This is a genomic window from Streptomyces sp. NPDC058459 (assembly GCF_042721685.1).
In the GTDB taxonomy this organism is placed as follows: domain Bacteria; phylum Actinomycetota; class Actinomycetes; order Streptomycetales; family Streptomycetaceae; genus Streptomyces.
Genome location: NZ_JBHXLV010000175.1, coordinates 1 through 13,676 on the forward strand (window position 1 = coordinate 1; position 13,676 = coordinate 13,676).

Below are 13,676 nucleotides of genomic sequence, written 5' to 3' on the forward strand. Positions count from 1 at the left end.
GTTCCCCACGGGTGCGGGGAACCGCGCGACGAGCAACGGTGGCGGGAAAGCCGCGGTCAGTCGAGGTAGCCCCGGAGCTGGTCCGCGTAGGCATGATCCCGGAGCTTGCCGAGCGTCTTCGACTCGATCTGCCGTATCCGCTCCCGCGTGACCCCGAACAGCCGGCCGATCTCCTCCAGCGTGCGGGGGCGGCCGTCGGCCAGCCCGTACCGGAGCTGGACCACCCTCCGCTCGCGCTCGCCCAGAGTCGACAGCACGGCCTCCAGATGCTGCCGCAGCAGCAGGAACGCGGCCGACTCCACAGGGCTCGCCGCGTCCCCGTCCTCGATCAGATCACCGAAGGCGACATCGTCCTCCTCCCCCACCGGCGCGTGCAGCGACACCGGTTCCTGGGCGAGGCGCAGCACCTCCCGCACCCGCTCGGCCGGAAGGTCGAGCTGCGCCCCCACCTCCTCGGGGGTCGGCTCGTACCCCCGCTCCTGGAGCATGCGCCGCTGTACCCGGACGACGCGGTTGATCAGCTCCACGACGTGCACGGGGACCCGGATGGTGCGGGCCTGGTCGGCGAGGGCCCGGGACATGGCCTGCCTGATCCACCAGGTGGCGTACGTGGAGAACTTGTAGCCGCGCGCGTAGTCGAACTTCTCCACCGCGCGGATGAGCCCGAGGTTGCCCTCCTGGACCAGGTCGAGCATGGTCAGCCCCCGGCCCACGTACCGCTTGGCGACGGAGACGACCAGGCGCAGATTGGCCTCGATCAGGCGGCGCTTGGCCATCCGGCCCATGACGACGATCCGGTCCAGGTCGAGCGCGAGCCCGCTGTCGAGCACGGGCGTGGTGCCGAGCTTCTCCTCGGCGAAGAGTCCGGCCTCCACCCGGCGGGCGAGTTCCACCTCTTCGGCGGCGGTCAGCAGGGGGATGCGGCCGATCTCCCGCAGGTACTGACGGAACAGGTCGGCGGAGGGTCCGCCGCTCTCGGTCCGCACGGCTCCGCGCACGGACACGGGCTCGGGCGGGTCGGGCTCGGCGGTGTCGTCGGTGTCGGCGGTGTCGGCGGTGTCGGCGGTGTCGGCGGTGTCGGCGGTGTCGTCAGGGGCGCCGGTCAGCGCCTCGGCGGGCGGTTCGGGGGTGTCATCGGGCGTCGGTTCCGCGGTCGGCTCCGGGTCGCCATGGCTCTGCGCGAGCACGGCCCTGAGCAGTTCCGGCTCGGCACCACCGCGGGCGGTACGGGCTGTCTGCGTGAGGGTGTGGGTCTGCACGAGGGCGACCTCCAGGATGATCGCTGCTCCGGGGGGAGGTGCGGCAGCGGCGCGGTGGAGCGCGGAGTCGACGGCCTGCGCGCCGGAGACTCGGGCACCGCGTTCAGTGTGGGGTACGACACATCTCCGCCACGAGGGGCGTGCGGTGACTTTTTGCCTCCGGTGCGTGACCGGGTGGTGATCCTGGAGCGCTAGAGCGCTTCCGCTCCTTGGGCGAGCAGGGCTTGGTCGTACTGCTGGAGAACCCACAGCTCGTTCTGGACGAACACCGACTGAGCCGGATCACCCTGTTGGCCAAGACGCGTCAAGGTGACGTGCATCTGGGCAACCTGCCGCTCTACCGCACGGCGACGAACGGCAACCAGATGAATGCCCGCGTAGGAAGAGTCAACGTTCTTGCGCCTGAACTGCTCAACCGCAAGTTCGGTGATCACAGACTTGATCGAGTCATCCGGCGCGGCTTCGAGAACGTGATGCAAGTACTCCTGAGAATCCTGAACGCCGAGTTCTGCGCCACCGGCGTCAAGGATTGCCTGACGAACGGCCGCATACGGCGCGGCGGTGAACTCATCCACCCCAAACGCATCGAACGCCGGCGTCACCAGCTCAGGTGACTGGAGCGCTAGCTTGAGCAGCTCACGTTCGGCAATGTATACCGGATTACGCAGCGTGAGGGCAGGGCCAGAAACCGCGGAGGCCGGGGCCGCTTCCTCATAGGCGCGACGGCTGGGCGACGCCCCCGTGCGCTGCTGGCCACCGTTCCTCCGGCTCGTGTAGCCCACCCGGTCCACGACGTACTCTTCGTCGCGGATACCAACCAGTCCGGCCAATTGCACTGCTACTTCCCGGCGTTGCGTGCGTTCCTTGATCTTGGCCACCACAGGAACCGCCTCGTCCAAGGCCGCTGCCCGCCCACCGGGCGTATCCAGGTCGTAGCGGTCGATGATCTTCCGGAGCGCGAACTCGAAGAGCGGGGTGCGGGGCTGGGCCAGGTCCGCGACGGCCTCGTCGCCCTTGGCGAGGCGGAGTTCGCAGGGGTCCATGCCGTCGGGGGCGACGGCGATGTAGGTCTCGGCGGCGAACTTCTGGTCGTCCTCGAAGGCGCGCAGCGCGGCCTTCTGTCCGGCCGCGTCACCGTCGAAGGTGAAGATGACCCGGGCCGAGCCGTTGTCCATCAGCAGCCGGCGCAGGATCTTGATGTGGTCGCCGCCGAACGCGGTGCCGCAGGTGGCGATGGCGGTGGTGACCCCGGCGAGGTGGCAGGCCATGACATCGGTGTAGCCCTCGACGACGACGGCCCGGCTGGACTTGGCGATCTGCTGTTTGGCGAGGTCGATGCCGTACAGGACCTGGGACTTCCTGTAGATCGCGGTGTCGGGGGTGTTGAGGTACTTGGGGCCGTTGTCGGACTCGTAGAGCTTGCGGGCGCCGAAGCCGACGACCTCGCCGCCGATGTCCCGGATGGGCCACATCAGGCGGCCCCGGAAGCGGTCGATGGGGCCTCGGCGGCCGTCCTGGGAGAGGCCGGAGAGGATCAGTTCCTTGTCGCTGAAGCCCTTGCCGCGCAGGTAGCGGGTGAGGTGGTCCCAGCCCTGGGGGCTGTAGCCGACGCCGAAGTGGAGGGCGGCGGCCTGGTCGAAGCCGCGTTCGGCGAGGAAGATCCGGCCGGTGTCGGCCTCGGGGCCGGTGGCGAGCTGCTCGGCGTACCACTGTGCGGCGACCTTGTGGGCCTCGACCAGGCGGATGCGTTCGCCGCGCTGGTGGGCGGGGTTGTAGCCGCCCTCCTCGTAGCGCAGGGTGATGCCGGCCTGGCCGGCGAGGCGCTCGACGGCCTCGGAGAAGGAGAGGTGGTCCACCTTCATCACGAAGGTGATGGTGTCGCCGCCCTCCTGGCAGCCGAAGCAGTGGAAGAGTCCCTTGCTCGGGCTGACCTGGAAGGACGGCGACTTCTCGTCGTGGAAGGGGCAGAGGCCCTTGAGGTTGCCGCCGCCCGCGCCCCGCAGCTGGAGGTACTCGGAGACCACGGCGTCGATCGGGACCGCGTCCCGTACCGCCTTCACGTCCTCGTCGTTGATCCGTCCTGCCACGGATGAATTCTACGGGGGTCCGGGCGCTCTCCCCGCGCCCCCGGTGCTCAGGGCACCAGGCCCGCGAGCGGTACGTGCGGGTCGGCGAGCGCCTCGACGTCCACCGGCGCACCGGAACGGATGAGGCGCTCGATGTGCTCTGTGACATCCCACACGTTCACGTTCATCCCGGCGAGCACCCGGCCCTCGCGCACCCAGAAGGCGATGAACTCGCGCTTGCCCGCGTCGCCCCGGATGACGACCTGGTCGTAGGAGCCGGGGGGCGCCCAGCCGGTGTACTCCAGCCCCAGGTCGTACTGGTCGGAGAAGAAGTAGGGCAGGCGGTCGTAGCTGACGTCCTGGCCGAGCATCGCGCGGGCGGCCGCCGGGCCGCCGTTCAGGGCGTTGGCCCAGTGCTCGACGCGCAGCCGGGCGCCCAGGAGCGGGAAGCCCGCCACGTCGCCGGCGGCGTGGATGTCGGGGTCGGAGGTGCGCAGGTGCTCGTCCACCGCGATGCCGCCGCCGGCGGCGGGGTCGGCCAGGTCCAGGCCGGCCGCCTCGGCGAGGCCGGTGCGGGGGGCGGCGCCGATGGCGGCGAGCACGTCGTGCGCGGGGTGCTCCTCGCCGTCGTCGGTGCGGACGGCGAGGACCATGCCGTCCTGGCCGATGATCTCGGTCAGCCGGACGCCGAAGTGGAAGCGGACGCCGTGCTCGCGGTGCAGCTCGGCGAAGAGGTTGCCCAGCTCCGGGCCGAGGGCGCCGTGCAGCGGGGCGGGCTCGGGTTCGATCACGGTGACCTCGGCGCCGAACTCGCGGGCGGCCGCGGCGACCTCCAGGCCGATCCAGCCGGCGCCCGCGATCACCAGGTGGCCGTTGTCCCGGCCGAGGGCGGCGAGCACTCCCTTGAGGCGCTCGGCGTGGGCGAGGCGGCGCAGGTGGTGGACGCCCGCGAGGTCGATGCCGGGGACGTCGAGGCGGCGGGGTTCGGCGCCGGTGACGAGCAGCAGCTTGTCGTAGCGGATCAGGGTGCCGTCGTCGCCGAGGCGGACGGTCCTGGCCGTGCGGTCGATCGCGTCGACGGTCTGGCCGAGGTGCAGCTCGATGTCGTTCCGGGCGTACCAGGCGGGCTCGTGGACGAAGACGCTGTCGCGCTCCTCCCTGCCGAGCAGGTGGCCCTTGGACAGCGGCGGGCGCTCGTAGGGGTGGTCCAGCTCGTCGCAGATCAGTATCACGCGGCCGGTGAACCCTTCCGCGCGGAGCGTCTCGGCCGCCTTGGCTCCGGCGAGACCGCCTCCGACGATGACGAACGTCTGGTCCGCGTCCACCACTTGATGCCTCCTCGTGAAGATGCCGCCCTCGGGCGAGCGTCCCGCACCCGGCGTGGTGCGGGAAGAGAGGGCGGCCGGAAACGGGCCGCCCTCGGTCATTTTCCCGCTACATGTGCCGGGTGAGCCTGGCGTGCAGGGTGCGGGCGGAGGCGTCGGTCAGCGAGGCGATCTGGTCGACGACGACCCGCTTGCGCGCGTGGTCGCTCTCCGCCTCGTCGAACAGCGCCCTGAACTGCGGTTCCAGCCCGTCCGACGCGCGCCGGGTGAGCGCCTCGGCCAGCTCGGCGACGACGATGCGCTGATCGGCGCGGAGCAGCTCCTGCTCGGCCCTCTGCATCACGTACCGGTCGGCGACCGCCTTGAGCACCGCGCACTCCATGCGGGCCTCGCGGGGTACGACGAGTTCGGCGCCGTACCCCGTGAGGCGGCCGTCGCCGTACGCGGCGCGGGTGGCGCCCTCGGCGGCGAGGCAGAAGCGGCCGATGAGCTGGCTGGTGGCGTCCTTCAGCCGGGACTGGGCGACCGCCGTGCCGTCGTACCCGTGCGGCCACCACTCCTGGTCCTGGAGCCGGTCGAGGGCCTCGGCGAGTTCGGCGGGGTCGGTGCCGGCCGGGACGTAGCGGCCGACGGCGACCTCGAAGACGGCGTCCCGTTCGGGGTCGGCGTGCAGACAGCCGGGGTCGATGTGGCTGGCGTGCAGACCGTCCTCCACGTCGTGCACCGAGTACGCGACGTCGTCCGCCCAGTCCATGACCTGCGCCTCGAAGCAGGTGCGGGTGCCGGGGGCCTCCTTGCGGAGCCAGTCGAAGACGGGGCGGTCGTCGTCGTAGACGCCGAACTTGGGGGAGGCCGGTTCGGTGGGGTGGGCGCCGCGCGGCCAGGGGTACTTGGTCGCGGCGTCCAGGGTGGCGCGGGTGAGGTTGAGGCCGACGGAGCCCTCGGGGGTGAAGCGCTTGGGCTCGATGCGGGTGAGGAGGCGGAGGGACTGCGCGTTGCCCTCGAAGCCGCCGATGTCGTCCGCGAACTCGTTCAGCGCCTGCTCGCCGTTGTGGCCGAAGGGGGGATGGCCGAGATCGTGCGCGAGGCAGGCCGCTTCGACGAGGTCGGGGTCGCAGCCGAGGGCGGCGCCCAGCTCGCGGCCTACCTGGGCGCACTCCAGGGAGTGGGTGAGGCGGGTGCGCGGGGTGGCGTCCCACGCCGGGGTCCGGGTGCCCGGCGTGACGACCTGGGTCTTGCCCGCGAGCCGGCGCAGCGCGGCGGAGTGCAGGATGCGGGCGCGGTCGCGCTGGAAGGCGGTGCGGCCAGGGCGCTTGTCGGGTTCGGGTGCCCAGCGTTCGACGGCGGTCGGATCGTAGGTTGAGGGGTGTGCGGTGCCTTCCATGCCTCGACAGTAAGCGCAGGTGACGACATCGCGGGGCGGCGGGGCGGGTGATTGCGGGAGGGGTGACGGAATTGTGGTGTTACGCGGGGGTGGAGTGAACCAGGAGGGCGGGTCTCCCGTCATCCCGGACGGGATCGGACACGGGAGGGGCGGGATGAGGATCGGCCGACCGAGGCTGCCGCGCACGGTGCGAGGGCGCCGACGGCTGGTGCGGGGCGTGGTAGCGGGGTGCGTGCTGGCGCTGCTGCCGTCGACCTGGCTGTACGTGTCGACGGCGGACCGGCTGCGCACGGCGGCGGACGTGCCGCGCACCGGGGTCGCGGTCGTCTTCGGCGCCAGTCTGTGGGACGGCGGACCCTCCCCGTACCTGGCGCACCGCCTGGACGCGGCGGCGCGGCTGTACCGGGCGGGCCGGATCAGGGCCGTCCTGGTCACGGGCGACAACAGCCGCGAGGACTACGACGAACCGAGCGCGATGCGCGCCTACCTCAGCCGCCACGGCGTCCCGGCCGAACGCGTCGTCAGCGACTACGCGGGCTTCGACACCTGGGACTCCTGCGCCCGCGCCCGCCGGATCTTCGGTGTCCACCGGGCGGTCCTGATCAGCCAGGGCTTCCACATCCGCCGCGCGGTGGCCCTCTGCGAGGCTGCCGGTGTCACCTCGTACGGCCTCGGCGTCGAGGCGAAGCACGACGTCACCTGGTACTACGGCGGCACCCGCGAGGTCTTCGCGGCGGGCAAGGCGGCCCTGGACGCGGCGTTCCGGCCGGACCCGCGGTTCCTGGGGCCCCGGGAGCGGGGCATCCAGCGGGCACTGGCTCCCTAGCGGGTGTCCCCCAGGGACACCAGCAACGTGCGCAGCATCCGGCCCAGTTCCTCGCGGTCGGCGTCGTCCAGGCCCGAGAGGATCTTCCGCTGGTTCTGGACGTGCCCCTCCACGGTGGCGTCGACCAGGTCCCGCCCGGCGTCGGTGAGCGCGATGTGGAGGCTGCGGCGGTCTCCGGGCGCGGACTCGCGGGTGACGAGACCCCGGGCGACAAGCCGGTCGACGCGGTTGGTGAGGGCGGCGGAGCCGATCATGACGCTCGCCGCCAGCGCCTTGGCCGTCAGCGGTCCGCCGCCGCGCCGCAGGGTGGCGAGGACGTCGAACTCCCAGGTCTCCATGCCGTGCTGGGCGAAGTAGTCCTTCAGCCGCGCGTTGACCAGCCGGGACAGCCGCATGATGCGGCCGACGGAGCCCATCGCGTCGAGATCCAGGTCGGTGCGCTGGGCGGCCCACTGGTCGAGGAAGTCGTCCACGGCGTCACGCATCCGGTCACCTTCTCTTCTCACGTTCGCAGCTCGCGCTTCTCGCTTCGGTCCGCCCCCCGCTCCGACCGGATTACTTCGACGGCGAACTGTTTGACGAAAGCTTAGTTCACTCATACTGTCTCGATGTCAGATAGTTCGACGTCGAAGCAAGGGGACCCATGCAGCCGTCGCCGGCGGACCGCGCCACCGTCTCGCGGATCGTCCGCGCCCGCCCCAGCGTCCGGCACCACCGGCCCGGCCCGGTACCGGCGGAGCTGCTGGACGAGCCGGCCGAACTGGCACTTGAGGCGCCGTCGAGCGTCAACCTCCAGGCCAGGTCCGTCGTCATCGTCTCCGGCGAGCAGGGCCGTGAGGCGCTGACCGAGGCCACCGGCGGGCAGCCGCAGCCGCAGGAGGCGCCGGTGGTGCTGGTGTTCGTCGCCGAGTCCGGCGCCCGGCGCGCCGAGGCCCGGCCCCACCCCGGCCGCCGCGACCACTCGCCGGCCCGGTTCGCCGAGACGTACGGCACGCGTCCATGAGCGGCGGGCGGACGGCACGGACCTCCGCGCTCACCGTGCTGGCCCCGGCCGTCTGGGGGTCCACGTATCTGATCACGACCGAATTCCTGCCGCCCGACCGCCCGTTGCTGGCGTCCACCCTGCGGGCGCTGCCCGCCGGGCTGGTGCTGCTGCTGTTCACCCGCACCCTGCCCCGGGGCGGCTGGTGGTGGCGGGCGGCCGTGCTCGGGGTGCTGAACATCGGCGCGTTCTTCTACTTCCTCTTCCTGGCCGCCTACCACCTGCCGGGCGGCGTGGCCGCGCTGGTGATGTCCGTCCAGCCGATGATCGTGCTGCTGCTCGGCTCGGTGCTGCTCAAGGACCCGGTCCGGCCAGCGCACATCGGCGCCTGCCTGCTCGCCGCGACGGGTGTGGCCATGCTGGTGCTGCAGCCGCACGCCGGGCTGGACGGGGTCGGCGTGGCGGCCGGGCTGCTCGGCGCCCTGTCGATGGCGTCCGGGATCGTGCTCACCAAGAAGTGGGGGCGGCCCGAGGGGGTCGGGCTGCTGGCGTTCACCGGCTGGCAGCTGACCGTCGGCGGCCTGGTGCTGCTCCCCGTCACCCTGCTCGGCGAGGGACTGCCGGATCATCTCACCCGGGCCAACGCCGGCGGGTTCCTCTACCTCGGCGTCGTCGGGGCGCTCATCGCGTACGCACTGTGGTTCCGCGGGCTGTCGCGGCTGCCGGCGCTCGCTGCCTCGTTCCTGTCGTTCGCCTCGCCCCTGTGCGCGACCGTCCTCGGTCATCTCTTCCTGGACCAGAGCCTGCGGCCACAGCAACTCCTGGGCGCGGCGGCGGTCGTGGGGGCCGTCGTGCTCGCCCAGCCGAGGGGGCGCGGGGCATCCGCCGCGCGCCCCGGAGCCTCCCCGACCGCGTACGGCCGGTCGGTGACCCGCCTCGGCCGGGACGAGACCGGCGGGAGCTGACACCACGCGCTGGCGGTGTGCATGACCTCCTCCACCGCGTTCGCGGTCGCGGCGGTGCGGAGCGCGGGAACGTGAGCCGGCTGGACCGAGCGGTGACCGGCGGTGCGCCGGGCGTCCGGCGCACCGTCTTCGCGTTCCCCCCGGCCGCACGCCATTCGTGTGCACCTGGCCCCCTCCCCTTGGTGGGCCCCTGACCTGCTGTTACCTCGTGCCGCCTCACCCGTGCGGGGGCGGCGGGCGCCACCCGTTCACCGCAGCGGGGGCGGCGGCTCGGGAGGCGGTCGGGGCGCGCCGGCCTTTTCCTCGGAGGAGCAGGGGCACGCCCCCTGATCACAGGGAACACGAGTCGGACAAGCTCTGGGGAGCACCATGCGACACACCGCCCGTCTGCTGACCGGCACCGCGCTGGCCGTCGCCGCGGCCGGGCTCGGCACGGCTCAGGCCCACGCGGGCGCGGCGCACCCGCGGACCGCGCGGGTCGGCGGTCTCCAGGTGTACCCGTCCACGGCGGTGCCGGGCAGCCAGGTCACGGTGAACACGGCGGCCTGCGGGGAGAAGGGCGCGGCGATCGGTGACGCGGGGGCGGTGGGCGCGGGGACGTTCGCGCTGGCGCCGACCACGCACGAGGGCGAGGCGACCGGACGGTTCCAGGTGCCGGCGGGCGCGCAGCCGGGGACGTACGAGATCGTCGCGCGGTGCGCGGAGGGCGAGCGGCGGGTGACGGGGGACCTGAAGGTGACCATGGCCGGGGCGTACGGGCAGGTACGGCCGCACGGCAGTGTGAAGACGGGGGTCGGTGGCGCCTTCGGGCCCGGCCCCATGCAGACCACGGCGGGTGTGGCGGCTCTGGCCGTCGCCGCCGCGGGCGGTACCTGGCTCCTGCATCGCCGGGCGAGAGGCGACGGGATCTGACGGACACCCTCCGCTGTCCGTCGCCGGTACCGCGAAGTCCCGCCCCCCAAGGGTCCGATGCCCCTCGTGACCCCTGGGGGGCGGGCCTTCCCTCAAGGGTCGTCTCCGGGAAGGGGTTGCCATGCGCAGGACCGGCGACACCGTCATGGCCGCCGTCACGGCTCTCGCACTCGGTACCGGTGTGTGGCTGCTCGGTACCAGTACCGATACCGGTACTCCCCCGCAGCCGTCCGCCGCCGAGGGCCACCCCGATCCGGGTGGCGGACGCGGCGCCGCCCACCCGCTGATGGCGTCCCCGCCCACCCGCGTCCGCATCCCCGCGATCCGGGTGGACGCGCCCCTGACGGGCCTCTCCCTGACCTCTTCGGGCAGCCTCGACGTGCCTCCCCCCGCCGAGAAGAACCTGGCCGGCTGGTACGAGGCCGGCACCACCCCCGGCGACACCGGCACCGCCGTGGTGGCCGGGCACGTCGACAACACCGAGGGCCCCGCCGTCTTCTACGACCTCGGCGCCCTGAAGCGCGGCGCCACGATCGAGATCGACCGCGAGGACGCCACGACGGCCGTCTTCACGGTGGACGCGGTGGAGGTGTACGCGGCGAAGGACTTCCCCGACGAGAAGGTCTACGGTGCCTCGTCCCGCCCCGAACTCCGGGTGATCACCTGCGGGGGCGGGTACTCCAGGTCGACGGGTTATCAGGGCAACGTGGTGGTGTTCGCGCACCTGACGGGCGCCCGCGGCACCTGAGGGCACGCACCCGGTCAGTCGATGCCGGACCGCTCCACCCCCGTCACGATCCACCGCTGGAACACCAGGAAGACCACCAGCAGCGCCGCGGTCTTCGTGCAGTTCGTCGACTCATGCCTGGCCGACCCCCGGGCGAAGCGGATGTGGAGGGACCTGATGACCGCGATCCAGTACTTCTGGCGCCACCCGCTGGCGGAACAGGTGCGGGAGGAGGGGCGGGAGCAGGGCCGGGCCGAGGCAAGGGCCGAGATGGTGCTGCGCGTCCTCGAATGGCGGGGAGTGCCTGTCCCCGAGGAGATCCGCGAGCGGGTGACGGCTTGCGCCGACCCGGACGGACTCGAACTGTGGGCCCAGCGCGCCGTTCGCGCGACCTACGCCGAGGACCTGTTCACCGAGGAGTGACCCCGGGCCAGGTCTCGGCCGGAACACCTTGGAGCTGACGGGGTAGTTGTTCGGGTATGACCGAGCGACGGGGCTTAGGACTTCGGCTGCGGGAGCGTCCACGCTGGGTGCGGGTGTCGCTGGTACTGAGCGGCACGGTGCTGTGGTGGGGACTGGCCGGTGTGGTCTGGCACGTGGTGTCCGGGCACGCGTGGGGGGATGCGATGACCTTCATGCTGGTTGTGGGGGCCACCATGACCGTCGGCCAGTGGTTGGCCGCGTTGATCAGGCGCAAATGGGGCGACCTCCGGGGTTCCTGAGCGCCAGGCTCGAAATCAGGCCGGTCGGCGACACGACGCCCGAAGAGGCACCCCCACACAGGGTGACGCCTCTCTTTTCGGTGCCGGAACCCACCGGCGATCGGTGGTGAGTCGGGGACCGACGAAGGGCTTTGGGGCTCAGCGGTGGTCGTTGCCCGTCGGCTGGGCGGCCGCGCGGCTAGCTTCCGCGCGGGAGTTCGGCTCAACCAGTCCTGCGATGTGCGCACCAGGCGGTGGCGGCAGCGGCGAGGCGCCGGGTCCACGGGTCGGGGTCGGCGCCGCTGATCTCGGACCAGACGTTGGCGTTGGCGGCGGCGAAGGCCGTGACGCCCTCGGCGCGAGCGGTGTGCCAGGAGGGGATCTCGGCGGCCCAGCGCTCGGCGGATGCGGGAGTGTGACCGGCGGCGATGAGCCAGATGACCCAGTAGCCGGCGTCGAGCCAGGCCGCCCCACGGGTCGCCCAGGCCCAGTCGACCAAGCGGGCCCGGTCCCCCTCGGCAGCATGATCGTCGACGAGGACATTCGCGTTGTTCAGGTCGGTGTGGAGCAGGTGAGGCCCGGCGAAGAAACGGAGGTCGCCGGGGCGGGCGACGTAATGCTCCAGACGCTCCTCGGCGTGACGTAGCTCGATGCCGGGGCAGGAAGTCTCGCCGAGGCGGCGCAGGAAGGAGGCGACTTCGGGGAGATCGGGGGAGCCGGAGGCGTGGTCGGCGTGGTGGCCGCCGAGGGCTTCGAAGCCGAGGAGGTCCCAACCGGCGGCCTTGACGCGCCAACGGAGGGCAGGAGCCAGGCCGGTGAGGAAGCGGGCGACGGCGGCCTCCCGGCACTGGGTCCAGGCGCGGGGGTGGTCGGTGCGCAGCCCCTTGATGTGCCAGGTGCCCGTGGCGGAGGTGACGCGGGCCGCGATCTCGCTGTTGAAGCCCTCGGCGGTCTCCTCGACCGTGAGGAGGGGGCCGGTGTGACTTTCGACGGCGGCACGAGCGGCGGGCGGCAGTCGGTCGAGGCCGATGCGGATGGTCGCCATGGGGGTTCACTCTTCCACGGAGGGCGGGCGCGGATGCGGGGGCTTCGGACAGAAAAACGTCCCGAAGCCCCCGCGGTTCTGTGCGGCCGATTGTCTACCGGTACGGGTTGTCGTCGTTGCAGCCTGGAACGGCCCCTTCGGTCAGCGCCTCCAAGTCCTCCAGGAGGATCACTCCCTCGAGCTCCTCCACGGCTGGCGGCCGGGGGCTGATCTCCACCGTGACAGCGGTCATGACGCTTCCTCGTTTCCGTTTTGGCAGTAGGTGTTCAGCGGCGCCTTCGCCTCCTGGTACGCCTTGGCGAGCGGTCGGCAGACCCGGCAGGTGCCGGAGAGCTGACAGCCGCCGCAGCCACCGGTGCGAAGCATCTGGGCATCGGCGATGCCGGGCAGACGGAGTAGTCCGTCCAGGCCCTCGGACATGAGGTCGATGGGGTTCGCGCGGCCGACCTTGCACATGGTCGCCAGGCCGTGCGGGTCGACGTGGAAGAAGGTGTGGCCGGCCGGGCAGCCCTGGAAGACGCTGGTCTTGTCCAGGAAGCCGGGCGCCTGCGCGGCCAGCGGTTCGGGCGTGCCGGTGTACGTAGGTGAGATCGTGCCGTACTCCTGTCGGCTCGCCCCGTACCGCTCGGCGAGGGCGCGCATGGCGTCCAGTTCGTGGGTGTTGTGCCTGGTGATGATCAGCGCCAGTTCCAGCGCGATACCGGCCTTGTGTGCTGCGAGGAGACCCTTCTCGACCAGCTTGAACGCCCCCGGCTTGCGGGTGAGCGAGTCGAAGCCGTCCGGGGTCGCCCCGTAGAGGGAGACGGTCACCTTGTGCGGTGGCAGGTCGCGCAGGAGGCCGATGATCTCGGGGCGGTGAAGCCGGGAGCCGTTGGTCAGGATCTCGATCAGCATCCCGAAGCGGTGAGCGAGTGTGTACGCGTCCACGAAGTCCCGGTCGATCAGCGGCTCGCCGCCGGTGAACTGGAGCCACAGCACTCCGGCATCCCGCAGCAGGTGCAGGAGCCGGACCTTGTCCGGCCAGGGCAGTCCCTCGAACTTCCGCTCCGCGGGGTAGCAGTGCTCACAGTTGAAGTTGCAGCCCTTGTTGATCTCATATGTGGCCCGGCCGTAGCCGAGGCCGGTACCGGAGCGTACAAGGACGGCGTCCCGCATCACCGCGCCCGCCAGATCCACGCTCCAGGCCGTGCGGGCGTGGTCGAGGAGCCAGCTCGGCAGAGGGTTGCCGCTCTCGGCGGTCGAGGCAAGCTCTTCGTAAAGCGCCCTCCGAGGCGAAAGCTCGCCGACTCACGCGCCAGCACTTGATGCTCCATCAAGTGCTATGAGCTGCTGGGACGTACTTCCCGTTCGACATGTCAACGCACAACAGATCCACGCAGGTTCAACAGCAACCATCGCTAGCAGACCCCATTTGGCCTGGTCAGCACCCTAGCTTGACAGTCGCCCCCACCCCATGCCCAAAGAGGCGGCACCCCCGCACAGGG

13 protein-coding genes and 2 pseudogenes are annotated in these 13,676 nt (G+C 71.7%); 7 read left to right on the top strand and 8 right to left on the bottom strand.

Annotated features, from left to right (window positions below; genetic code table 11):
* Nucleotides 1–56: 56 nt before the first annotated feature.
* From ACFWN1_RS25480 to ACFWN1_RS25495, 4 genes and pseudogenes are all read right to left on the bottom strand, one after another.
* Nucleotides 57–1,337 (bottom strand): annotated as a pseudogene (locus tag ACFWN1_RS25480) (RNA polymerase sigma factor); the annotation flags it as partial.
* A 113-nt stretch (nt 1,338–1,450) separates the two neighbouring features.
* A complete protein-coding gene (gene dnaG, locus ACFWN1_RS25485; RefSeq protein ID WP_384366323.1) occupies nt 1,451–3,346 on the bottom strand; it encodes a DNA primase in 1,896 nt (631 codons plus the stop codon).
* Between the two features lie 47 nt (nt 3,347–3,393).
* Nucleotides 3,394–4,653: an NAD(P)/FAD-dependent oxidoreductase gene (locus ACFWN1_RS25490; protein ID WP_384366326.1), complete on the bottom strand. Its 1,260-nt coding sequence runs from the start codon at nt 4,651–4,653 to the stop codon at nt 3,394–3,396.
* A 106-nt stretch (nt 4,654–4,759) separates the two neighbouring features.
* Entirely contained in the window at nt 4,760–6,034 is a 1,275-nt protein-coding gene (locus ACFWN1_RS25495) for a deoxyguanosinetriphosphate triphosphohydrolase (protein ID WP_384366329.1), read from the bottom strand.
* 154 nt (nt 6,035–6,188) lie between these two features.
* On the opposite strand from ACFWN1_RS25495, the gene ACFWN1_RS25500 reads away from it, so the two are divergent.
* Nucleotides 6,189–6,860 carry a vancomycin high temperature exclusion protein gene (locus tag ACFWN1_RS25500; protein WP_384366332.1) on the top strand — a complete coding sequence of 224 codons (672 nt, stop codon included), beginning with the start codon at nt 6,189–6,191 and terminating at the stop codon, nt 6,858–6,860.
* Here ACFWN1_RS25500 and ACFWN1_RS25505 read toward each other — a convergent pair.
* Nucleotides 6,857–7,345: a MarR family winged helix-turn-helix transcriptional regulator gene (locus tag ACFWN1_RS25505; protein WP_384366335.1), complete on the bottom strand. Its 489-nt coding sequence runs from the start codon at nt 7,343–7,345 to the stop codon at nt 6,857–6,859. The genes ACFWN1_RS25500 and ACFWN1_RS25505 overlap by 4 nt on opposite strands.
* A gap of 158 nt (nt 7,346–7,503) precedes the next feature.
* Here ACFWN1_RS25505 and ACFWN1_RS25510 point away from each other — a divergent pair, with 158 nt between their 5' ends.
* From ACFWN1_RS25510 to ACFWN1_RS25535, 6 genes and pseudogenes are all read left to right on the top strand, one after another.
* Nucleotides 7,504–7,863, top strand: coding sequence for a nitroreductase family protein (locus ACFWN1_RS25510; RefSeq protein ID WP_384366338.1), 360 nt, complete (start codon nt 7,504–7,506; stop codon nt 7,861–7,863).
* Nucleotides 7,860–8,807 (top strand): EamA family transporter, encoded by a 948-nt coding sequence (locus ACFWN1_RS25515; RefSeq protein WP_384366341.1) that lies wholly within the window; start codon nt 7,860–7,862, stop codon nt 8,805–8,807. The genes ACFWN1_RS25510 and ACFWN1_RS25515 overlap by 4 nt, the downstream gene beginning before the upstream one ends.
* A 369-nt stretch (nt 8,808–9,176) precedes the next feature.
* Nucleotides 9,177–9,719, top strand: a complete 543-nt coding sequence (locus ACFWN1_RS25520; protein ID WP_384366344.1) for a hypothetical protein — start codon at nt 9,177–9,179, stop codon at nt 9,717–9,719.
* A 121-nt stretch (nt 9,720–9,840) separates the two neighbouring features.
* On the top strand, nt 9,841–10,467 hold the full coding sequence (locus ACFWN1_RS25525; RefSeq protein WP_384366346.1) for a class F sortase: 627 nt from the start codon (nt 9,841–9,843) through the stop codon (nt 10,465–10,467).
* An 81-nt stretch (nt 10,468–10,548) separates the two neighbouring features.
* Nucleotides 10,549–10,869 (top strand): annotated as a pseudogene (locus ACFWN1_RS25530) (hypothetical protein); the annotation flags it as partial.
* A gap of 113 nt (nt 10,870–10,982) precedes the next feature.
* Nucleotides 10,983–11,168, top strand: coding sequence for a hypothetical protein (locus ACFWN1_RS25535; protein ID WP_384366349.1), 186 nt, complete (start codon nt 10,983–10,985; stop codon nt 11,166–11,168).
* Nucleotides 11,169–11,370: 202 nt separating this feature from the next.
* On the opposite strand, the gene ACFWN1_RS25540 is transcribed toward ACFWN1_RS25535, so the two are convergent.
* The 3 genes from ACFWN1_RS25540 to ACFWN1_RS25550 all read right to left on the bottom strand — a co-directional run bounded on the left by ACFWN1_RS25540 (nt 11,371) and on the right by ACFWN1_RS25550 (nt 13,368).
* Nucleotides 11,371–12,192, bottom strand: coding sequence for an aminoglycoside phosphotransferase (locus tag ACFWN1_RS25540; protein WP_384366352.1), 822 nt, complete (start codon nt 12,190–12,192; stop codon nt 11,371–11,373).
* Between the two features lie 94 nt (nt 12,193–12,286).
* A complete protein-coding gene (locus tag ACFWN1_RS25545) occupies nt 12,287–12,424 on the bottom strand; it encodes a hypothetical protein (protein ID WP_384366354.1) in 138 nt (45 codons plus the stop codon).
* Complete coding sequence (locus ACFWN1_RS25550; RefSeq protein ID WP_384366356.1) at nt 12,421–13,368, bottom strand: radical SAM protein; 948 nt, start codon at nt 13,366–13,368, stop codon at nt 12,421–12,423. The genes ACFWN1_RS25545 and ACFWN1_RS25550 overlap by 4 nt, the downstream gene beginning before the upstream one ends.
* Nucleotides 13,369–13,676 lie beyond the last annotated feature (308 nt).

Bases quoted from the DNA above. Each gene is read 5' to 3' on its own strand.
- ACFWN1_RS25540 (WP_384366352.1), bottom strand. From the start codon at position 12,192: ATGGCGACCATCCGCATCGGCCTCGACCGACTGCCGCCCGCCGCTCGT.
- ACFWN1_RS25505 (WP_384366335.1), bottom strand. From the start codon at position 7,345: ATGCGTGACGCCGTGGACGACTTCCTCGACCAGTGGGCCGCCCAGCGC.
- ACFWN1_RS25495 (WP_384366329.1), bottom strand. From the start codon at position 6,034: ATGGAAGGCACCGCACACCCCTCAACCTACGATCCGACCGCCGTCGAA.
- ACFWN1_RS25515 (WP_384366341.1), top strand. From the start codon at position 7,860: ATGAGCGGCGGGCGGACGGCACGGACCTCCGCGCTCACCGTGCTGGCC.
- ACFWN1_RS25520 (WP_384366344.1), top strand. From the start codon at position 9,177: ATGCGACACACCGCCCGTCTGCTGACCGGCACCGCGCTGGCCGTCGCC.
- ACFWN1_RS25510 (WP_384366338.1), top strand. From the start codon at position 7,504: ATGCAGCCGTCGCCGGCGGACCGCGCCACCGTCTCGCGGATCGTCCGC.
- ACFWN1_RS25525 (WP_384366346.1), top strand. From the start codon at position 9,841: ATGCGCAGGACCGGCGACACCGTCATGGCCGCCGTCACGGCTCTCGCA.
- ACFWN1_RS25500 (WP_384366332.1), top strand. From the start codon at position 6,189: ATGAGGATCGGCCGACCGAGGCTGCCGCGCACGGTGCGAGGGCGCCGA.
- ACFWN1_RS25545 (WP_384366354.1), bottom strand. From the start codon at position 12,424: ATGACCGCTGTCACGGTGGAGATCAGCCCCCGGCCGCCAGCCGTGGAG.